General features: G+C 43.8%; 19 protein-coding genes and 1 tRNA gene. 16 read left to right on the top strand and 4 right to left on the bottom strand.

The annotated features are described in order from the left end of the window. Nucleotide 1 precedes the first annotated feature (1 nt). Nucleotides 2–487 carry an RNA polymerase sigma factor gene (locus BN3283_RS13055; protein WP_059026884.1) on the bottom strand — a complete coding sequence of 162 codons (486 nt, stop codon included), beginning with the start codon at nucleotides 485–487 and terminating at the stop codon, nucleotides 2–4. A 168-nt stretch (nucleotides 488–655) separates the two neighbouring features. Between BN3283_RS13055 and lepA the strand changes: the two genes are divergently transcribed. The 5 genes from lepA (at nucleotide 656) to dinB (ending at nucleotide 7,306) form a co-directional block, all read left to right on the top strand. Beyond that, nucleotides 656–2,443, top strand: a complete 1,788-nt coding sequence (lepA, locus tag BN3283_RS13050; RefSeq protein ID WP_041503271.1) for a translation elongation factor 4 — start codon at nucleotides 656–658, stop codon at nucleotides 2,441–2,443. 26 nt (nucleotides 2,444–2,469) lie between these two features. Further along, the gene (locus BN3283_RS13045) at nucleotides 2,470–3,777 is read left to right on the top strand and encodes an amidohydrolase family protein (RefSeq protein ID WP_059026882.1); all 1,308 of its coding nucleotides are present in this window, start codon (nucleotides 2,470–2,472) and stop codon (nucleotides 3,775–3,777) included. A 179-nt stretch (nucleotides 3,778–3,956) separates the two neighbouring features. Continuing rightward, nucleotides 3,957–4,820, top strand: coding sequence for an agmatinase (gene speB, locus BN3283_RS13035; RefSeq protein WP_059026878.1), 864 nt, complete (start codon nucleotides 3,957–3,959; stop codon nucleotides 4,818–4,820). Between the two features lie 133 nt (nucleotides 4,821–4,953). Beyond that, nucleotides 4,954–5,976: a 1,9-bis(guanidino)-5-aza-nonane synthase gene (locus tag BN3283_RS13030; protein ID WP_041503267.1), complete on the top strand. Its 1,023-nt coding sequence runs from the start codon at nucleotides 4,954–4,956 to the stop codon at nucleotides 5,974–5,976. A gap of 253 nt (nucleotides 5,977–6,229) precedes the next feature. Continuing rightward, the gene (gene dinB, locus BN3283_RS13025; protein ID WP_041503266.1) at nucleotides 6,230–7,306 is read left to right on the top strand and encodes a DNA polymerase IV; all 1,077 of its coding nucleotides are present in this window, start codon (nucleotides 6,230–6,232) and stop codon (nucleotides 7,304–7,306) included. A 214-nt stretch (nucleotides 7,307–7,520) separates the two neighbouring features. Here dinB and speA read toward each other — a convergent pair whose 3' ends face one another. Together speA and BN3283_RS13015 are read right to left on the bottom strand one after the other, a co-directional pair. After that, entirely contained in the window at nucleotides 7,521–9,413 is a 1,893-nt protein-coding gene (speA, locus tag BN3283_RS13020; protein WP_041503265.1) for a biosynthetic arginine decarboxylase, read from the bottom strand. Between the two features lie 269 nt (nucleotides 9,414–9,682). Continuing rightward, nucleotides 9,683–9,755, bottom strand: a tRNA-Pro gene (locus BN3283_RS13015). A 91-nt stretch (nucleotides 9,756–9,846) separates the two neighbouring features. Here BN3283_RS13015 and rbfA point away from each other — a divergent pair. The 10 genes from rbfA to BN3283_RS12965 all read left to right on the top strand — a co-directional run bounded on the left by rbfA (nucleotide 9,847) and on the right by BN3283_RS12965 (nucleotide 17,967). Beyond that, entirely contained in the window at nucleotides 9,847–10,182 is a 336-nt protein-coding gene (gene rbfA, locus BN3283_RS13010; RefSeq protein ID WP_041503264.1) for a 30S ribosome-binding factor RbfA, read from the top strand. A 60-nt stretch (nucleotides 10,183–10,242) separates the two neighbouring features. Then, nucleotides 10,243–11,451, top strand: a complete 1,209-nt coding sequence (locus BN3283_RS13005; RefSeq protein ID WP_059026874.1) for an ABC transporter permease — start codon at nucleotides 10,243–10,245, stop codon at nucleotides 11,449–11,451. 4 nt (nucleotides 11,452–11,455) lie between these two features. Continuing rightward, a complete protein-coding gene (locus tag BN3283_RS13000; protein WP_059026872.1) occupies nucleotides 11,456–12,280 on the top strand; it encodes a peptidylprolyl isomerase in 825 nt (274 codons plus the stop codon). Then, complete coding sequence (locus BN3283_RS12995) at nucleotides 12,280–12,687, top strand: VanZ family protein (RefSeq protein ID WP_059026870.1); 408 nt, start codon at nucleotides 12,280–12,282, stop codon at nucleotides 12,685–12,687. Before BN3283_RS13000 ends, BN3283_RS12995 begins: the two co-directional genes overlap by 1 nt. A 78-nt stretch (nucleotides 12,688–12,765) precedes the next feature. Then, on the top strand, nucleotides 12,766–13,080 hold the full coding sequence (locus BN3283_RS12990; protein ID WP_059027267.1) for an MGMT family protein: 315 nt from the start codon (nucleotides 12,766–12,768) through the stop codon (nucleotides 13,078–13,080). Between the two features lie 11 nt (nucleotides 13,081–13,091). Then, nucleotides 13,092–13,676, top strand: a complete 585-nt coding sequence (locus BN3283_RS12985; RefSeq protein WP_059026868.1) for a sugar O-acetyltransferase — start codon at nucleotides 13,092–13,094, stop codon at nucleotides 13,674–13,676. Between the two features lie 96 nt (nucleotides 13,677–13,772). Then, nucleotides 13,773–14,795, top strand: a complete 1,023-nt coding sequence (gene pheS, locus BN3283_RS12980) for a phenylalanine--tRNA ligase subunit alpha (protein ID WP_059026867.1) — start codon at nucleotides 13,773–13,775, stop codon at nucleotides 14,793–14,795. A gap of 87 nt (nucleotides 14,796–14,882) precedes the next feature. Further along, nucleotides 14,883–15,731, top strand: a complete 849-nt coding sequence (locus tag BN3283_RS12975; RefSeq protein ID WP_059026866.1) for an N-acetylmuramoyl-L-alanine amidase-like domain-containing protein — start codon at nucleotides 14,883–14,885, stop codon at nucleotides 15,729–15,731. A 150-nt stretch (nucleotides 15,732–15,881) separates the two neighbouring features. Then, entirely contained in the window at nucleotides 15,882–16,478 is a 597-nt protein-coding gene (locus tag BN3283_RS12970) for a penicillin-binding protein activator LpoB (RefSeq protein ID WP_041503258.1), read from the top strand. A gap of 31 nt (nucleotides 16,479–16,509) precedes the next feature. Next, the gene (locus tag BN3283_RS12965; protein WP_286137673.1) at nucleotides 16,510–17,967 is read left to right on the top strand and encodes a COG3014 family protein; all 1,458 of its coding nucleotides are present in this window, start codon (nucleotides 16,510–16,512) and stop codon (nucleotides 17,965–17,967) included. A 173-nt stretch (nucleotides 17,968–18,140) separates the two neighbouring features. On the opposite strand, the gene BN3283_RS12960 is transcribed toward BN3283_RS12965, so the two are convergent. Beyond that, nucleotides 18,141–19,514: a dipeptidase gene (locus BN3283_RS12960; RefSeq protein WP_059026865.1), complete on the bottom strand. Its 1,374-nt coding sequence runs from the start codon at nucleotides 19,512–19,514 to the stop codon at nucleotides 18,141–18,143. 163 nt (nucleotides 19,515–19,677) lie between these two features. Here BN3283_RS12960 and BN3283_RS12955 point away from each other — a divergent pair, with 163 nt between their 5' ends. After that, nucleotides 19,678–20,616: a ribose-phosphate pyrophosphokinase gene (locus tag BN3283_RS12955; RefSeq protein ID WP_041503250.1), complete on the top strand. Its 939-nt coding sequence runs from the start codon at nucleotides 19,678–19,680 to the stop codon at nucleotides 20,614–20,616. Nucleotides 20,617–20,680: the final 64 nt, after the last annotated feature.

Genomic DNA, 20,680 nt, shown 5'->3' with positions numbered 1-20,680 from the left:
TTTAACCATTAGACATGTTTTTCAATTTTTCTTTGATCCTGCTGAGTTTTGTCGCAACATTCGTTACCGACAATCCCGTAATCATCGCTATTTCCTGGTACGACTTTTCTTCCAGATAAAGCAACACCAATGCCCTTTCCAGCTGCCCCAGCCGATCGATCAAAACATACATCTCTTTTATCTCTCCCGCTACATCCCTGTCATCGTCCGACAAATCCGACGCGACATCAATCGGTAGTATCTTCGACCTTTTTATAAACCGTCTGAAATAGGAGATGGAGGTATTCAAAGCAATCCGATACACCCACGTAGAAGGCTTTGCATCCCGGCGAAAATCGGGAAACCCCTTCCACAAATTGATTACCGTCTCCTGATACAAATCGTTTAAATGGCCTGCATCCCGGGAATATAAATAGCAGACCTTATAAATGATCCGTTGGTGCTCCTGAATAAAAGCAATAAACTCTTTTTCTAACTCCTGATCCATCGATTTTTTTTCTCATAAGACGCACGCAAGAAACAAAAATCACAGCAGACTAAAAAATATTTTATACGATTCTGTCGTTTAGCCCGTTTCATTTTCAAAACTCGACACTTCATATTCACGGAAAATCACTATCTTTGCACTCCAAATCATTAATTGCAAATTTCATACATGGAGCACATTAGGAATTTCTGTATTATCGCACATATTGATCACGGAAAAAGTACATTGGCAGACAGGCTGCTGGAATACACGGGAACAGTGACAGGCAAAGCCTTACAGGCTCAGGTTCTCGATGACATGGACCTGGAGAGAGAGCGGGGAATCACCATTAAAAGCCATGCCATTCAGATGGATTACAATTACAAGGGAGAAAAATACGTGCTAAACCTGATCGATACGCCGGGACATGTGGATTTTTCCTATGAAGTATCCCGTTCCATCGCGGCCTGCGAAGGGGCTCTACTGATCGTGGACGCGACACAAGGTATTCAGGCCCAAACGATATCCAACCTTTATTTGGCAATAGACAATAATTTGGAGGTCATTCCGGTGTTGAACAAAATGGATATGCCCAACGCCATGCCCGAAGAGGTAAAAGACCAGATCGAAGAACTTTTAGGTTGTAAAAGAGAAGATATATTGGAAGCCAGCGGTAAAACCGGAATGGGTGTCGACCGGATATTGGAAGCCGTCGTTGAACGGATTCCAGCTCCCACGGGAGATCCTGAAGCTCCGTTGCAAGCTTTGATTTTCGATTCCGAATTCAACTCCTTCCGCGGGATTATCACTTATTGTCGCATCGTGAACGGTTCTTTAAAAAGCGGAGATAAGGTCAAATTTGTAAACACGGGAAAGGAGTATACCGCGGACGAAATCGGTGTTTTACGCCTGAATCAGGAACCCCGCGCCGAATTGCCGACGGGGGATGTCGGCTACATTATTTCCGGCATCAAGACCTCTTCGGAGGTGAAGGTCGGCGATACGATCACTCATATCAACCGCCCTTGCGACAAAGCTATCGAGGGTTTCGAAGAGGTTAAGCCCATGGTATTCGCGGGAATATACCCCATCGATTCGGAAGATTACGAAGATTTACGAACTTCCATAGAGAAACTGCAACTTAACGATGCTTCCCTGACTTTTGAACCGGAATCTTCAGCAGCTTTAGGCTTCGGTTTTCGCTGCGGATTTTTGGGGATGTTGCATATGGAGATCATTCAGGAACGGTTAGACCGCGAATTCGACATGAATGTGATCACGACGGTTCCTAACGTAATGTATATCGCTCACACGACCAAAGGAGAGGTATACGAGATGCACAACCCGTCGGACATGCCCTCTCCGACCACGTTGGATTACATCGAAGAACCTTATATAAAAGCACAGATCATCACCCCGACCGAATACATCGGTCCGATCATGACCCTCTGCCTCGGAAAGCGGGGAACTTTGATCAAACAACACTACCTGACCGGTAACCGCATCGAGTTAAACTATGAAATGCCGCTTGCCGAGATCGTGTTCGATTTCTACGATAAACTGAAGAGCATCACCAAAGGATACGCCTCTTTCGACTATTTCCAAATCGGTTACAGGCAAGCCAACCTGGTTAAACTGGACATCCTGCTGAACGGGGAGTCCGTGGATGCCCTTTCCGCACTTATTCATTTCGATAACGCCTATTCGTTCGGAAAACGGATTTGTGAGAAACTCAAGGAACTCATTCCCCGACAACAATTCGATATTGCCATCCAAGCTGCCATCGGAGCCAAAATCATCTCCCGGGAAACCATAAAGGCCGTCCGGAAAGACGTTACGGCCAAATGTTACGGGGGTGATATCTCCCGGAAACGCAAATTGCTGGAAAAACAGAAAAAAGGGAAGAAACGAATGAAACAGATCGGGAACGTGGAAGTACCGCAAAAAGCATTCCTTGCCGTTTTGAAGTTAGATTAAAGTAACCTGTTCATAAACAAACGGACATGAAAAAACAGATCATCAATGCCTGCATCGTTACGATGAATTCCCAAATGGAGGTGGTAAAAAACGGCTTCATCGATATCGAAGGAGATGAAATCCTCCGTATAGGATCTATGAATGAACGCCAAACAAACAGCCCCGAAATAGAGATCACGGATGCGGCAGGAATGATTGTTATGCCCGGTTTCGTTAACACTCATACCCATGTTCCCATGACCCTTTTGCGCGGATTTGCTGATGATCTTCCCTTGCACGAGTGGCTGACGGAACACATTTTTCCGGCAGAAGCTCGTCTCGTCACGCCCGAAAATGTTCGGATTGCCAGCCGGTTGGCTTTTATCGAGATGATCAAATCGGGTACGACCTGTTTCAACGACATGTACTTTTTTGAAGATATCATCGCGGAAGAGGCTAAAAAAGCAGGCATTCGGGGGGTAGTGGGAGAATCGCTTATCGATTTCCCGACGGCCAGCTTTAAAACAGTAGAAGAAGGACTCTCTCTTTGCGAACAATTGATACAAAAGTGGCAAAACGATAGTTTGATTCATCCTTCCGTTTGCGCTCACTCTCCTTATACCTGTTCCGAAAAGACACTGAAAAGCGGTAAGCGATTAGCAGACAAATACAATACGCTCTTACAGATTCATGTTTCGGAAACACGAAAAGAGGTGGAAGATATTAAAATCCGTACCGGAAAAACTCCGGGAGAATATCTCCATTCCATCGGATTATTGGACAAAAACGTCATTGCGGCCCACGGCGTGTGGCTGACCCCGAAAGAAACAGAATTATTCGCAAGCACACGTACTTCTATCGGGCATTGTCCCAAAAGCAACCTGAAATTAGCCAGCGGAATTGCCGATACGGACTCCTACCGGAAAGCAGGTATCACGGTCGGAATCGGAACCGACGGCACCGCAAGTAACAACACCTTGGATATGGTGGAGGAGATGCGCTTCGCCGCCCTATTGCCTAAAGTAGTCCACTACAACCCGGAGGCAATCCAGGCCCGTACGGCCTTACAAATGGCAACCCTCAACGGGGCAAAGGCTTTGGGGTTAGACGGAATCACCGGTTCCATAGAGACAGGGAAAAAAGCGGATCTGATACTCGTGCATGCTAATGCCAGCAATATGATTCCCGTTTACGACGAATACTCCGCGATCGTCTATGCCATGAACAGCAAAAATATCCGTTATTCCATGGTAAACGGGGAATGGATCATGAAAAATCGGGAGGTATTGCATATCGATAAAGAAGAGACCTTAAAGGCAGTGAAACGAATTGCCTGCTCGTTTCGTCTTTCGTAAAAGGATTTGTATTTAAAAAATCCCTATCCTTTGAACCTATTTTTTCCGATTCGTAAAAAGATTAGGACGGAAGCAAGTTATTTTCAATTTTCATCTTTCAATTTTCAATTAAATAGTTTAGCTTTGCAATCCTTATTTATAAAAGAAAAAGTTTATAAACAATATAAACACAAGAAGATATGGAAAATTTAAATTATGGCGGACTGGAAGAAGAGTATACAGCATACGATAAAGCCGAAATCGTAGTATTACCCGTTCCCTATGACGGGACAAGTACTTGGATAAAAGGTGCCGATAAAGGTCCGGATGCACTTTTAGAAGCTTCTGCCAATATGGAGCTTTATGATATTGAAACAGATTCTGAAGTATATAGAAAAGGCATTGCAACCGTAGAGCCTGTCTCGGAAGCATCTTCTCCCGAAGCCATGTCTCAGGAAGTTGAACGCCGGGTAGATGCGATACTAAAAGACAAGAAGTTTCCTGTCATCTTAGGAGGAGAACACTCCGTAAGTATCGGAGCTTTCCGGGCTTTTGCCAAACATTTCGATAAATTCTCGGTTTTACAACTCGACGCCCACTCGGACATGCGTAGCGAATACGAAGGTTCCACCCATAACCACGCCTGTGTTATGGCCAGGGCAAAAGAAGTCGCAACCATAGCCCAGGTTGGAATCAGAAGTTCTGCCATCGAAGAGAAAGAGAATATCATGCCGGACCGCATCTTCTATGCCCATGACTTACATGATGCCAAGGAAGGTAGTAACTGGATGTACATGGTTTCTCAAAAATTACACGACAACGTGTATATCACCATCGATCTCGACGTGTTCGACCCGGCCATCATGCCCTCTACCGGAACTCCAGAACCGGACGGACTTTATTACCGGGAAGTTCTGAATTTCCTGAAACTGATCAACGAGAGACATAATATCATCGGTATGGATGTTGTGGAACTATGCCCGAACGGGTCGAATAAAGCTCCCGATTTCTTGGCCAGCAAGCTGATTTATCAGATATTGAGCATGAAATACAACAACCAATAAAAGATTTATGATTAAGCGATTCCGTGATTTTACGACTAAAAAATCACCCGATCGTTCAATCAACTTCCAATTAAAAATATTGAGTCTATAAGGTCCTCATAATTGCACCTTTATATTTTTAAGATTAACAAAAATGGAAAAGAAAGATTTATTAAAAGACACCATCAAACACATCGACATCAAATCGTATGACTCAACGCAATTAATCGACGCGATGCGCGATATGTCATTCACCTCTCGCGATACCGCTCGTGCCGCCGATATCTTGATGAAAATGGTGAAAGAGAAAGAGTGTACTAATATTCTTACCATTGCCGGTAGCACCAGTGCCGCCGGATGTATGCAGGTATACGTGGACATGGTTCGCAACAAAATGGTCGACGTCGTGGTTTCTACCGGGGCCTCCATTATCGACATGGACCTTTTCGAGGCTCTTGGTTTCAAACACTATAAAGGTAGCCAGGACGTGCCGGATATGCAATTACGCGAACTTTACATTGACCGTATCTACGATACGTTCATCGATGAAGAAGAACTCCAGGCTTGCGACCATACGACTTACGAAATCGCCAACAATTTAGAGCCTCGTCCTTACTCTTCCCGAGAGTTCATCTGGGAAATCGGAAAATGGTTACACGAGGGACATGCCGTGAAAAAAGACAGCTTGATTCAAACATGCTACGAATGCGGAGTACCTATCTTCTGTCCTGCTTTTTCCGATTGTAGCGCCGGATTCGGCATCGGAAAACATCAATGGGAACACCCGGATAAACATGTTTCTATCGACTCCGTGAAAGATTTTATCGAATTGACCAAAATTAAAATCGAAGCAGGAACCACCGGTTTGTTTATGGTAGGCGGAGGTACTCCGAAAAATTTTGCACAGGACACGGTTGTATGTGCTGAAATCTTAGGTTATGAAGTACCCATGCATAAATACGCCATACAAATCACCGTAGCCGATGTTCGGGACGGAGCCTGCTCTTCATCCACATTAAAAGAAGCTTGCTCCTGGGGTAAGGTGGATGTCACCTACGAACAAATGGTATATGCAGAAGGAACCACTGTCATTCCATTGATCGCCAGCTATATATATCACAGCAATGCATGGAAGGCAAGAGAATACAAAAACTGGAATAAACTATTCGTAAAATAAGTCATTAGCGATTTTTTACCATATAAAACTGTCCCTAATTTATTTTCGGGACAGTTTTTATTTCATCAAGTATTTCCCTTTTTAAGGAGAATCGATGGTTAACAACAAAAAAGAGTGACATCACTTTCATTTATCTTCCTCACTTCCGCATTATTTCTGTGCTGCTATTATTAAAAAGAATCGAATAAAAAAAAGAAATACCCGTCTCTTCTTCCGGAATAACATATAATCGGTTACCTTCGTAACGACCAACATGTACAACCGAAAAATTATCCATATCGATATGGACGCCTTTTATGCATCCATCGAACAACGCGACCATCCGGAATACAGGGGAAAACCCGTTGTGGTAGGACGTCCGGAAGCCCGGGGAGTCATTGCTGCCGCCAGCTACGAAGCACGTCGGTACGGTATCCATTCGGCCATGTCCTCCATGAAGGCCCTAAAGCTTTGTCCGGACTTGATCTTTATCTCCTCCCGCATGGAGGTATATAAGGCCGTTTCCCGGGAAATCCATCAGATTTTCAGAAAATACACGGACCTGATCGAATCGCTTTCCATTGATGAAGCTTTTTTAGATGTAACCGAAAATAAAAAAGGTATCTTTCTGGCAGTCGACGTTGCCAAAGCAATCAAAAAAGAGATCAAAGAAAAATTAGGATTGATCGCATCGGCCGGAATCTCTTACAATAAATTTCTGGCAAAAATCGCCTCCGATTACCGGAAACCGGACGGTCTCTACACGATTCATCCGGACAGGGCACTCTCGTTTATCGCAAAGCTCCCAATTGAAGCTTTCTGGGGTATCGGAAAAGTCACAGCCCGAAAAATGCATGAGCTCGGAGTACATACGGGACAGGATTTACAATACTGTTCCCCGGAATTTCTGACACGCAATTTCGGAAAAGCGGGAACGCTCTACTACGATTTCGCTCACGGCATCGATCCCCGTCCCGTGGAACCGCTCAGAATCCGTAAATCGGTAGGATGCGAACAAACTTACGATAAAGACCTGACAACCCATACCGCTCTTATCATAGAGCTCTATCACATCACGAAAGAGCTCATCCGCCGATTGGAAAAAAATAACTTCAAAGGGCATACACTAACCTTAAAAGTGAAATTTCACGATTTTACACAGAAAACCCGCAGCATCAGTTTAAGCAACGAATTGACTACTTTACAAGAGATTCTCCCTTTGGCGAAGAATTTATTGAACGAGTTGAAATTGGAGGACTACCGCATCCGCCTGTTAGGTTTATCCGTTTCCAATCCTTTTGACGGTTCATCCCCTCACCAACCTACACAACTTAGCTTTAATTTTAAATAATTACGAAAACATTTAGAGCGAATCTCCGTAAAAGAACACGAGAAACAACTACTCATTAACCGAAATGTAATAGAGTTGTCTTATTTATAAAAACAGAATCCACTACACTTGTAGTGGATTTCAAACTGAACTTAGACGTTTTTTTTCATAAATTTGTTATTGATACTGTAAGGTCCCTGCTGCGACAGCACGGACCTTTTTCTATTCGCCTAAATTATTCCAAATAAGTATATCCATACAGGCCGGAACGGTAATTAGATAAAAATTCCCGTCCTTCTTCCGCCGATATAATTCCTTTTTTTACGGAACTGGTAACCCAAACCTCTACAGTCCGCGCCATTCGTTTCGGCATAAATTGTACATATTCAAGCACGTCGGCTACCGTCTCTCCCTCGATGATCTTATCGATCACGTATTCGTCTCCCTTCACTTTAATATGTACGGCATTGGTATCCCCGAAAAGATTATGCAGGTCTCCCAATATCTCCTGATAAGCTCCCACGAGGAAGACGCCAAAATAATAGGGTTCTTTCCCGTTCAACTCGTGCACGGGTAAATGATAGGAGAAATTACGGGTAGAGATAAAATTATCTATCTTGCCATCCGAATCACAAGTAATATCCTGTATCGTAGCCGATTTGGTCGGTTGCTCGTTCAACCGGGTAATCGGAATGATCGGGAATATCTGATCGATGGCCCAAGAGTCCGGCAAAGACTGGAACAGTGAAAAGTTACAAAAATATTTATCCGGCAAAAGTTTGGAAATCTTCTTCAATTCATCCGGAGCATGTTTCGTATTGACGGCCATGTCATACACGTCACGGGCTACCGACCAGAAAAGACGCTCCACCTGTGCTCTCGTCCGCAAATCTATCAGTCCTAAATTAAAGAGTCCCAAGGCATCCTCCCGGATCTGCATGGCATCGTGCCAGGTTTCAATCAAACGCGGCTGATTCAGGTTTTCCCACAAGTCGTAAAGTTCTTTTACCAATTCATGGGCATCCTCTGTTATCTCCTCGTTTTCGTCAAATTCGGGCAAGCTGGTACTGGCCAATGCTTCAAAGACCAATACCGAATGATGAGCCGTTAAAGAACGACCGGATTCCGTGATAACATTGGGTTGTTTCAATTCATTCTTCTCGCAGGCATCGACAATCGCTGAAACCGCATCGTTTACATACTCTTGAATCGAATAGTTCATACTATTCCCACTCGTAGCCGAACGCGTCCCGTCATAGTCCACTCCCAAACCTCCGCCGATATCCACGAAATCGATATCGTATCCCATGGACTGCAATTGCACGTAAAACTGAGAAGCCTCCTTTAAAGCTGTCTTTATCCGGCGGATATTGGTTACCTGACTACCGATATGGAAATGGATCAGCTTAAGACAATCCATCAGTTTGTTCTTTTCCAAGATATCCAGGGCTTCGAGCAATTCACTCGAATTTACGCCGAACTTGCTGACATCGCCCCCGGACTCTTCCCATTTTCCACTTCCAGAACTTGCCAATTTAATCCGGATCCCGATATTGGGACGTATCTTCAATCGTTTGGCAATAGAGGCAATATTCCGAAGTTCGTTTAACTTTTCGACCACCAGGAATATATTCCGTCCCATCTTTTGGGCCAAAAGAGCCAATTCGATATAATTCTCATCCTTATAGCCATTACAAATGATCATGGCGTCATCATCGATATCAATAGACAATACCGCGTGTAATTCCGGTTTCGAACCGGCCTCCAATCCGATATTATACTTGGTCCCGTGACTTACAATCTCCTCCACCACCGGACGCATCTGATTCACCTTTATCGGGTAGATAATAAAATTCTTTCCCGTATAACCGTACTCTTTCGCCGCAGCCTCGAAACAATTCGAAATTTTCTCGATCCGGTTATCCAAAATATCCGGAAATCTTAATAATACAGGAGCCGACACGTCACGAACCTGAAGTTCTTCCATCAGTTCTTTCAAATCAATACGGGGCCCTCCCGTTTTAGGTGTCACCGTAACATGTCCTTTCTCGTTGATTGAAAAATAGTTCAGCCCCCAACCGTTGATATTGTACAGTTCGGCCGAATCGTCAATACTCCATTTTCTCATTTCTATGCAAGACCGTTTTAAGATTGATTGTTTGCGCAAATCTACAATATATTTTCAATATTAATATACTTTTCAGGCAGATTGTCAGCAGAATATTAGTTACAAATTTTAAATTGCAGATCGTATATTTAAAATTACAACTTAAGCCATCAGCAGCAAGAATAAAATAGTTGTAAAATACGACTATCCGTTTCTACAACAATCGGGGACGACACGACAGCCATCCAAAAGAAAAACACGCTGACTTACAGCGTGTTCATTTCTAACAGTCGGGATGACTGGACTCGAACCAGCGGCCTCCACGTCCCGAACGTGGCGCGCTACCAACTGCGCTACATCCCGTTTTCGTTTTGCGAGGGCAAAGATAATAAAAGTCTAAATTAAAATCACTATCTTTGTAGAAATTTTTACCGAATCATCAATTTTTCTTATAATGGACTCAATCAGACAAAATAAAGTAGGACGTTTAATTCAAAAAGACTTAAGCGAAATGTTTCAGAAGGAGTGTAAGGAGTATACCGTGGGAGCTATTTTATCCGTTACAGCCGTAAGAGTCAGTCCGGATTTATCCTACGCGAGGGTATACCTAAGCATCTTCCCTTCCGAACTGACGGAAAAGGTTCTGAACAGCTTAACGGAAAAAAATAAGAACATCCGTTTTATCCTCGGGAAAAAAATCGGTAAACAGATCCGCATCATTCCCGAACTGAGATTTTTCGTGGATGACAGTCTCGATTATATCGAAAAAATCGACGAACTTTTAAAATAATTTCGATACCTTCGAGTCAAATCAAACAGTCGGCGAGGCTGAAACCCAAAGCTCTTTTTCATGAATCTATCGGTATTCATCGCACGGCGATACCTGTTTTCAAAAAAGAAGCAGAATGCCATCAATATAATCTCGATTATCAGCATGATCGGGGTAGCTATCGGTACGGCCGCCCTGATTGTCGTCCTCTCCGTTTTCAACGGGATCGACTTGCTTCTGACCGACGCTACCGACAGTTTTACCCCTGACATCACCGTGTCCCCGGTAAAAGGAAAATTTTTCAAAACGGACTCTTTACTGATAGAGACGTTGAAACACACGGAAGGAATTCGGTCCTACGATCCCGTCGTAGAAGAAAAGGCTTTGGTAAAGTACGGGAAAAAACTTATGCCCGTAACGGTGAAAGGAGTCGATAAAAATTACAACGAGCACACCGGGATAGACCACACGATCTCTACCGGGAAATACTCCTTAAAAGAAGGAGACAAATACACCGCCGTCCTCGGATATTCGATTGCCGCAACACTCAAGCTCAGAATCGGGCTAACGACACCCATGACCTTTTATTATCCGGACAAAAACTCCTCTTCGGCGGCATCGGCCCTGAACAGCGAGAATATTTTTCCGATAGCCCTGTTCTCCGCTCAACAGGACATTGACGGCAAATACGTCATCACGGACATCGATTTCGCCCGTAGGCTTTTTATGGTACCGGGAGAGATCTCTCAAATCGAAATCAAACTAAACGATCCGGACCGGATCTCTAACATCAAAGCCGAACTCAAGAACGCCATTAACCAACAACAATACAAGGTCGAAGACAAATACGATACCAACCGTTCTTTCTACGCCATGATGAAATCGGAAAAGTTAGCCATCTTCCTGATCCTGCTCTTTATTCTATTAATCGCCTCTTTCAATATCATCGGGTCCGTATCCATGCTGATCATCGACAAAAAAGAGGATATCGGCATATATCAAGCCCTTGGAATGAGCAGGGAAAAAATCATCTCCATATTCAAATTGGAAGGAAACCTGATTACCGGTATCGGAGCCCTTTTCGGACTTATCGTTGGTTCCTTACTCTGTTTGGGGCAGGAATATTTCGGATGGATTACCTTGGGTGAAGGAAATTACATGATCGATGCCTATCCCGTTAAACTGATAGGTCACGATATATTGATTATCCTGATCTCGGTTATTGCTATCGGTTACCTGGCATCACATTTTCCCGTAAAATACCTTATTCGTAAAATCGTTAAAAACTAATTCCATGAGACCTTATTTCTTTATCGGTTCGCTCTGTTTCCTATTCATCACAGCTTCCGTCCGTGGTTTAGGACAAACAAAAGAGACTCTTGTCCTGATCGAAACCAATATGGGGACTATGAAAGCCAAATTATACAACGACACGCCCATTCACCGGGATCATTTTATCAGACTGGCTAAAGCCGGGCATTATGACGGGACCCTTTTTTACAGAACGATCAAAAACTTTATCATTCAAGGAGGTTCTTCCGACAGCAGGAACGCCGTTCCCGGACAAGTTATCGGATTCGGGAAAGGAGTTATTATCGATGCGGAGATAAAACCGAACCATTACCATAAAAAAGGGGCTTTAGCAGCACCCCGTCAACCGGACCGGGTCAATTTCTTCAAAGAATCGGATATCTCCCAATTTTATATCGTACAAGGGAAAAAATATACTCCCGAGGAGTTAAAGAAAATAGAAAATGCCGTGAACGTTCCGATTAAAAAAGCCATCCAACAGAAATATTTCACGAAAGAAAAAAAAGCTATTTTAGACACGTTGCGCGCACAGAAAAAAGTGGCGGAATTTCGGGAAATCGCTGAAAAAATAAAAACGGACATTGCTTTCGAGTGGAATCTGAATACCGACAAAATCCACATGCCGGAAGATAAGATCGAGGCATACACGACCTTGGGCGGTGTACATCATTTGGATAAAGAGTATACGGTATTCGGAGAGGTTATCGAAGGCTTGGATGTCATCGATCGTATTGCCGCCTTAAAGACGGACAAGCAAGACCGTCCGCTTACAGATGTAAAAATCATCCGAGTAAAAATCATCGAGTAATGATACCACGTAAACAAACCCTGCTATTTAGAAATATCATTTGGGCTCTCGTCATATTTATTCTATGTGCCATGCCCTCCGAGTCGGTTCCCGATCCGCATTTAAACATCCCGCATTTAGACAAGGTCGTACATTTCGGTATGTTTTTTATCATGGCCATTTTTTTATGCAGTGAACTGCATTATCAAACCAGAATACGTACCCATACTATCTTTTGGATAACCGTGATATTCAGCTTTATCTACGGCGGACTGATCGAGATTTTACAGATGACTTATTTCCAACGCGGAGGAGAGTGGGGCGATCTGCTGGCAGACGTATTGGGTGCTGTTGCCGGTTGTTTGCTTTATCCCGCGGTTAAAAGACAAAAAGACAAATTATTATCCCGAATCAAAAACATGTTCTGATTGTACCCCTCGACAATAGAGCATTTGGAATTCTCCCCCCATTCGAATAAATTTGTTCCTTGTTTTGAATTTATACCCGTGAAAAAGACCGGAACAAAAGAAGAGTTTTATTCGGATGTATATCAAATCGTAAAAGAGATACCTCCTGGCTTTGTAAGTACTTACGGACAGATTGCCCGCCTGGCCGGACAACCGCAATATTCCAGGCTGGTAGGACGGGCAATGTCTCATGCCCCTGCCTACTTAAATTTACCCTGTCACCGGGTTGTAAACAGCCAAGGGCGCACAGTTCCGGGATGGACGGAACAAAGGGAATTGCTTCTATCGGAAAATATCACCTTCAAATCGAACGGATGTGTCGATTTAAAAAGACATCTTTGGAGATTATTTTAAGAACACGAACCATGACAGAAAAAGAAAAAATGCTGACCGGAAAGATGTATATCGCCTCCGGGAAAGAGTTGACGGCCGAACGATTACACGCGAGAGAACTTTTGCTCGAATTCAATACTACGCCTCCCCGCGAACTGGAAAAACGGAGCGTTATCCTGAAGCGATTATTAGGAAAGACCGGAACGCAATATTACATAGAACCTCCCTTCCGGTGCGACTACGGCTACAACATTACCATCGGAGAAAACTTTTATGCCAATTATAACTGTACTATTTTGGATTGTGCCGAGGTAAAAATAGGAGATCATGTCCTTTTGGGCCCCAACGTATCCCTTTTTACAGCCGGACACCCGTTAGAAGCAACCGAAAGAAGCAAAGGTCTGGAATACGCTTATCCCATCACGATCGGTAATAACGTATGGATCGGAGGAGGAACGATTATCAATCCGGGTATTACGATCGGGGACAACAGCATCATCGGATCAGGCAGTATCGTCACTAAAAATATTCCGGCAAATGTCGTCGCCGCAGGTAATCCTTGCAGGATCATCCGGCAACTCGGTGAAAACGACGAGGATAAAACGCAAACACGTTAAAAGCGGAGATTCCTCATAAAAATAACCCGCGATAGTGGAAAATAGAAAACTCTTTTTTTTTAACTTTGTCCTCCAAGGATTTCAAAATTAGAGAAGATGTTAGACAAGATTAAACAACTCTGCGCCGAAATCGGCAGTTTTAGAGCAAGCCACCTTGAAGAAGTGGAACAATTCAGGATTAAACATTTAAGCAAGAAGGGAACGATTGCCGCTCTTTTTGATGACTTCAAAAATGTACCTGTAGAGCAAAAGAAAGAGATAGGACAGGCTTTGAATGAGCTAAAAACGACCGCCATAGCCAAGGTGAACGAGTTGAAGGAGACGCTCTCCAACGTTCAGGAGGGCAAAAGCGACATCGATCTGACCATGCCGGGAGATCCTCTTAAATTAGGAACCCGCCATCCGCTCTCTATCGTAAAAAACGAGATTCTGTCTATCTTTAATAAATTAGGTTTTACCATATCCGAAGGACCGGAGATCGAAGACGATTGGCACAATTTTTCAGCCCTGAACTTCCCGGAAGAACATCCGGCCCGCGATATGCAAGATACCTTTTTCATCCAGAAGAATCCGGATTTGGTATTGCATACCCATACCTCGTCCGTTCAAGTACGGGACATGGAAACCCATGAATTACCGATTCGTTTGGTGACGCCGGGTCGCGTGTTCCGTAACGAAGCGATCTCTGCGCGGGCTCACTGCATCTTTCACCAGATTGAGGCCCTTTATATCGATGAAAACGTATCGTTTGCCGATCTGAAACAGACTCTAACCTATTTCGCAAAGGAGTTGTTCGGACCGGAGACCCAAATCCGTCTGAGGCCCTCCTACTTCCCTTTCACGGAACCCTCTGCCGAGATGGATGTATCTTGTACCCTATGTCACGGAAAAGGATGTAACGTGTGTAAAGGAACAGGATGGTTAGAAATATTAGGCTGCGGGATGGTTGATCCCAATGTATTGGAATTAAACGGGATAGACAAAGACAAATATACCGGATTCGCTTTAGGAATGGGTATCGAACGTATCTCCATGTTAAAGTACGGTATCAAAGACCTGCGTCTTTTCTTTGAAAACGATATCCGGTTTTTAGAACAATTTTCCGCCGCGGGAATCTAACTCGATTCCATGATGTTGTGATTAAGGGATTCTGTGATTGAAACTTCTACAATCGCCGAATCGCTTAATTCTTTAATCGTAAAATATATGAACATACTTTTTTGTATCATTTTTTTCTTTTGCTGTCAGCCATGTAATCCGTTGCAACCGGAGGATCAGGCCGTACTGGATCGTTTCTTTGAATACGCGGGAAAACATCAACTCTCGCGTCTCTCATTTCAGGAACGAATCGTAAAAACAGGTGAATTTTTTTTGAATACCCCTTACCGGGGAGGCACTCTCGAAGGAAAAGAAAAAGAGCAATTGGTGGTGAATCTGCGGCAGTTGGACTGCGTCACCTTCGTAGACAACGTCATGGCCCTCGCCCTGTTAAAACAATACGATGCAGAAGCTTGTAAGGAATTCTTATCCAATCTGCAAAAGATCAGGTACAGAGACCGTAAGATATTGAACTACACTTCCCGTTTGCACTACTCTACGGACTGGCTTTACGAAATGCAACGGATCGGACTCGTCTCGGACGTAACGAAATCGAACGGGGGGATTCCGTTTCCGAACAAAGTCGGCTTTATCTCCCTGAATTACCGGAAATATCCGGCATTGACGAAAGACACCGTCTTACTCCCCGAAATTTCACGAATCGAAAAAAACATCAATGCAAGAAACTATTTTTATATCCCTACAAATCAAGTAAATGAAAAAGCCGGACAAATTCAAAACGGAGATATTATACTGATCACGACGAATAAAAAAGGACTTGATACTTCACACGTGGGAATCGCCGTTGAAAAGGACGGAAATATCTATCTTTTACACGCCTCTCTTACCTCCCGGAAAGTAATCCTTTCCGATATTCCCCTCTCCCACTATTTAAGTCAGATTCCTTCTCATACGGGCATTATGATCGCTCGTCCTTTAAATGTTAACTTAAATTAACACCGATACGCCCGAACAAATTCTATTTTTGGTCAAATTTTTGTAATAAAATTCTCAAAGAGTCAACCAAATGATCGGTTTTCACGTAATTATCCCATATTACTAAAACCGAGAGGTTCTCCCAACATGTATAACCTAAAAAGAGAAAATATGAAAAAACTAATTATCGGAACATTTCTTTTAATAACGTTTGCTTTCTTAAGCGGATGCGGAAGCAGAAACATTACCCGTGTAAATTCAAACGAAACCATCGATTTAAGCGGAAGATGGAATGACACGGATTCCCGGTTAGTATCGGAAGAAATGGTTGCCGATCTACTTACCGCCCCCTGGCCTGCCAAATACACGAAAGATACGGGAAAACGCCCTGTTATTGTTGTCGGATTGATCGAAAACAAGAGTCACGAACACATCAATTCCGAAACATTTATCAAAGACATTGAAAAAGCCGTTATCCGGGACGGGAACATCCGTCTTGTGGTTGCCGGAGAGAAACGAAACGAACTCCGGAAAGAACGGGCCGAACAACAAGATTATTCAGCTCCCGAGACCATCAAAAAATGGGGTCGCGAATTAGGAGCCGACTTTATTCTTCAGGGAACCATCAACAGCATCGTTGATTCCTATAAAAAACAAAAGGTAGTGATGTATCAAATAGACCTGCAACTGACCAATATCGAAACCAATGAAGTGGTTTGGATGGGTGATAAGAAAATAAAGAAGCAGATCAAAGACCGGGTACTTTAAAGACTGAAATTATACTCGTTAGGGTTTATTCATGCAAAAGACAGCAGAATACGCGAAAGAGATTAAAAAGCGAAAGTTGGGGTACGTGTTACGCCAACTTGGCTTTTATACGTGTATCTCCCTCTTTTTGCTACCCGCAGGTTGTGCGACCTGGTACCAGCGGACAGCAGAATTTCAATCTGCCGTTACAAGCGGTAATTTTGAAAAAGCGAACAAACTGTTGGCAAAAGACAAAAAGCAAGCCAACGGTAAAAACCGCATACTCTATTACCTGAACAAAGGCTATACGGAATTTATGCTGGGAAACCACGAAGCCAGCAATCAAGCTTTCGAAACCGCAGAGATCCTTACCGACGAACAAACTAAAAATCTATTGAACGAAGCGGCCGTTTTAGTCACCAATCCGGAAGCCAGGCCTTATCATCCCGAAGATTTCGAAGTAATCATGATCAACTATTACAAAGCGTTGAATTACCTCGAGATGAATGACATGGAGGGAGCTTTGGTGGAAGTCCGGAAAATCAATATCAAACTCAATCAATTAAACGACAAATATCCGGACAATAAAAATCGCTACCAACAAGATGCTTTTGCCCACCTGTTGATGGGACTGATTTACGATGCCGCGGGAGATATCAACAATGCCTTTATCGCTTACCGGAATGCTTATGAAGTATATCAAACCGATTACGTGAAAAATTTCGGGGTATATCCTCCCGAACAGTTGAAAAAGGATCTGCTCCGGACAGCTTACAAATGCGGCTTTACGGACGAACTGCGGAAATACGAGAAGGTATTCGGTATAACCTACGCGCCTTCGGCGGACCCTACTCACGGAGAGTTGGTCTTTTTCTGGTTAAACGGATTCGGTCCGGTAAAATCCGAATGGAGTCTTAATTTTGCCAAGCAAAAACGAGGCGACGGAGCTATTGTCTTTTACAACCAGGAACTCGGACTTGCATTTCCCTTTTTTATCGGCAACCTGAACGACAACGAAAAACAATCTTTAGCCGACCTTCAAGTTTTGCGGGTCGTATTTCCCAAATACATGAAGCGCAATCCGCTCTACTCCAAAGGTTCGATTACCCTGTCGGGACAAGTTTACCCCTTTGAGTTAGCAGAAGACATCAATGAAATCGCTTTTAAAACTTTACACGATCGTATGGTGCGGGAACTCTCCAACTCCCTGTTGCGGGTAGCGACCAAAAAAGGAATCGAGTATGCGGCACGGAAACAAAACGAGTGGTTAGGCTTCGCCGTCGGATTAGCCAATGCGATCACGGAGAAAGCAGACACCCGGAACTGGCAAACTCTTCCCTACTCCGTATATTACGCCCGTATCTCTCTCTCTTCGGGAGAAAACCGGATCGATCTCCGCTTCTCCTCCGACAAAGCAGCTCCCCTTATCCAGCCGATAACCGTCGAAAGCCACTCCCGTAAAACCCATTTCCGCGTATTCCAAACCATGGATATTCAAAACAATCATTAAAACTCCTGTCGCCATCGATCGAAAGAGTACGGAGTTTGACTATTCACGCCATAGGGAAATCACCACGATACATATAAACACGACAACAATATGTGCATTTTTGATTACTATTCAAATAAAAACGGGATAAAGCAAAAATTGGCTTTACCCCGTTTTTATATAAATTCGAGAAATTATTTTTTCATAATCTCTACAAAATAGTCGTAGAACAAAGGAATCGTGGTGATACCGTTGAAGAACTGCTCCAAAGGATAGTTTTCATTCGGAGAGTGAATCGCATCAGAACCCAATCCGAATCCCATTAAAACGGACTTGATGCCCAATACCTCTTCAAAAGTAGCAATGATCGGAATACTACCGCCCGAACGTACCGGAACCGGCATTTTACCGTATACCTGTTCATAGGCTTTTTCGGCAGCCTTATAAGCCGGAAGGTCGATCGGACATACGTAAGAAGGTCCTCCATGCAAATATTCCACCTTCACGGTCACATAATCCGGAGCGATCGATTCGAAATACTCTTTGAAAAGTTCGGCAATCTTCTCGTGCTTTTGATTGGGAACCAAACGACAACTGATTTTAGCATAAGCTTTGGAAGGCAAAACCGTTTTGGCTCCCTCTCCCGTGTAACCGCCCCAGATTCCGCACACGTCGAAAGTCGGACGAATTCCCGTGCGTTCGTTGGTCGTGAATCCCTCTTCGCCTTTCACCTCCTTGATCCCTAACGACTCTTTATATTTTTCGAGGTCGAACGGAGCTTTAGCCATCTTGGCCCTCTCCTCGGCACTCACCTCCAACACGTCGTCATAGAATCCCGGAATCGTAATATGCCCTTTCTCATCCTGCATATCGGCTATCATCTTACAAAGCACGTTAATCGGATTGGCCACGGCTCCGCCGAAAATTCCGGAATGCAAATCGGCATTCGGTCCGGTAACTTCCACCTGCCAATAAGCCAATCCCCGCAACCCGGTCGTGATAGAAGGGATATCCCGGGCAATCATACTGGTATCGGAAACCAAAATAACATCGGCTTTCAACATATCCTTATGATCCCGGCAAAATTTAGGTAAACTCGGGGAACCGATCTCCTCCTCCCCTTCGATCATAAACTTCACGTTACATTTCAACTTTCCGGTCTTCACCATATATTCGAACGCTTTGGCGTGCATAAAGGATTGTCCTTTATCGTCATCCGATCCGCGAGCCCAAATCTTCCCGTCCTTAATCACCGGTTCAAAAGGTTTCGTATGCCATAAATCCACAGGATCTACCGGCATCACGTCCATATGTCCGTACACCAATACAGTAGGAAGAGAGGGATCTATGATCTTTTCGCCGTACGCTACCGGATTTCCTTCGGTTTCATAAACTTCCGCCCGGTCAGCCCCGGCTGCCAGCATCAGTTTTGTCCATTGTTCGGCACAACGGTACATATCCGGTTTGTGTTCCGCCAACGAAGAGATCGACGGGATACGAATCAATTCAAAAAGTTCATTTAAAAAGCGCTCTTTGTTTTCCTCGATGTAATTTTTGACAGCTTCCATTTAATTTACATATTATATTAATAATTGATTGATTTACGACTTTACGGTGGTAAATATAACAAAAACAAATGAAAAGAAAGGAATGAATAATTTCCAAAATCAATACTTAGTTTTCGATTAATTTCATACTTTTGCCAAGTGTTTCAACTAAGAATTAAAATCTATGCCAAATTTTCCCGAAATCAAAGTTTTCGCCGGAGAACAGAGTACCTATCTCGCCGATAGCATCGCTCATTCTTTAGGGCTTGAACTTGGTAAAAAGAGTTTTACGAAATTCAGTGACGGAGAATTCGTCACTTCTTTCGATGAAACGGTGAGAGGAGAGCATGTCTATCTTGTTCAATCTACCTTCCCGCCAAGTGATAATCTCATGGAGTTACTTTTAATGATCGATGCGGCCAAGAGAGCATCAGCTTATAAGGTTATCGCGGTAATTCCTTACTTCGGTTTTGCCCGCCAAGACCGGAAAGACAAACCGCGCGTGGCGATCGGAGCTAAATTGGTTGCCAACATGCTTCAGGCAGCCGGTGTAGATCGAATCATCACGATGGATCTCCATGCGGATCAGATTCAAGGTTTTTTCGACATTCCGGTAGATCACCTCTACGGTTCCACTGTTTTGGTTCCATATATCAAATCATTGGGACTGAAAGATCTATCCATTGCTTCTCCTGATATCGGGGGAGCCAAAAGAGCCAACTCCTGGGCAAAACATTTTGATTCGGGGCTGATCATCTGCCACAAAACCCGAATCAGAGCCAACGAAGTGGCCGATATGAAGGTGATAGGAGACGTGGAAGGTAAAAATATTATCGTGGTCGACGACATGATCGATACGGCAGGTACTATTTGTAAGGCCGCCGACATGTTGGTTGACAAAGGTGCTGCCAGCGTACGCGCTGTCGCAACCCACGCCGTACTTTCCGGTAAAGCATACGAAAATATTGAAAAATCCAAATTGACGGAGATCATCTTCACGGATTCCATTCCGCAGAAACAACCCTGCTCCAAAATCAAGGTTTTACCGATTGCCCCGATGTTTGCCGACACGATCCGTAACATTTACGAACATAAATCCATCAGCGACAGTTTTATCATGTAAGCTGTCCGGAACAAAAATAGAGACAGCCCGGTAGAAACCGGGCTGTCTCGTTATTTTACAATGC

This window comes from Gabonibacter massiliensis, from assembly GCA_001487125.1.
Lineage (GTDB): Bacteria > Bacteroidota > Bacteroidia > Bacteroidales > Marinifilaceae > Gabonibacter > Gabonibacter massiliensis.
Note: the sequence above shows the minus strand (reverse complement) of the source record. Positions and strands in the feature narration are given on the sequence as shown.

Coding starts and splice junctions, on each gene's coding strand:
- BN3283_RS13055 (WP_059026884.1), bottom strand. CDS start 487: ATGGATCAGGAGTTAGAAAAAGAGTTTATTGCTTTTATTCAGGAGCAC.
- lepA (WP_041503271.1), top strand. CDS start 656: ATGGAGCACATTAGGAATTTCTGTATTATCGCACATATTGATCACGGA.
- BN3283_RS13045 (WP_059026882.1), top strand. CDS start 2,470: ATGAAAAAACAGATCATCAATGCCTGCATCGTTACGATGAATTCCCAA.
- speB (WP_059026878.1), top strand. CDS start 3,957: ATGGAAAATTTAAATTATGGCGGACTGGAAGAAGAGTATACAGCATAC.
- BN3283_RS13030 (WP_041503267.1), top strand. CDS start 4,954: ATGGAAAAGAAAGATTTATTAAAAGACACCATCAAACACATCGACATC.
- dinB (WP_041503266.1), top strand. CDS start 6,230: ATGTACAACCGAAAAATTATCCATATCGATATGGACGCCTTTTATGCA.
- speA (WP_041503265.1), bottom strand. CDS start 9,413: ATGAGAAAATGGAGTATTGACGATTCGGCCGAACTGTACAATATCAAC.
- rbfA (WP_041503264.1), top strand. CDS start 9,847: ATGGACTCAATCAGACAAAATAAAGTAGGACGTTTAATTCAAAAAGAC.
- BN3283_RS13005 (WP_059026874.1), top strand. CDS start 10,243: ATGAATCTATCGGTATTCATCGCACGGCGATACCTGTTTTCAAAAAAG.
- BN3283_RS13000 (WP_059026872.1), top strand. CDS start 11,456: ATGAGACCTTATTTCTTTATCGGTTCGCTCTGTTTCCTATTCATCACA.
- BN3283_RS12995 (WP_059026870.1), top strand. CDS start 12,280: ATGATACCACGTAAACAAACCCTGCTATTTAGAAATATCATTTGGGCT.
- BN3283_RS12985 (WP_059026868.1), top strand. CDS start 13,092: ATGACAGAAAAAGAAAAAATGCTGACCGGAAAGATGTATATCGCCTCC.
- pheS (WP_059026867.1), top strand. CDS start 13,773: ATGTTAGACAAGATTAAACAACTCTGCGCCGAAATCGGCAGTTTTAGA.
- BN3283_RS12975 (WP_059026866.1), top strand. CDS start 14,883: ATGAACATACTTTTTTGTATCATTTTTTTCTTTTGCTGTCAGCCATGT.
- BN3283_RS12970 (WP_041503258.1), top strand. CDS start 15,882: ATGAAAAAACTAATTATCGGAACATTTCTTTTAATAACGTTTGCTTTC.
- BN3283_RS12965 (WP_286137673.1), top strand. CDS start 16,510: ATGCAAAAGACAGCAGAATACGCGAAAGAGATTAAAAAGCGAAAGTTG.
- BN3283_RS12960 (WP_059026865.1), bottom strand. CDS start 19,514: ATGGAAGCTGTCAAAAATTACATCGAGGAAAACAAAGAGCGCTTTTTA.
- BN3283_RS12955 (WP_041503250.1), top strand. CDS start 19,678: ATGCCAAATTTTCCCGAAATCAAAGTTTTCGCCGGAGAACAGAGTACC.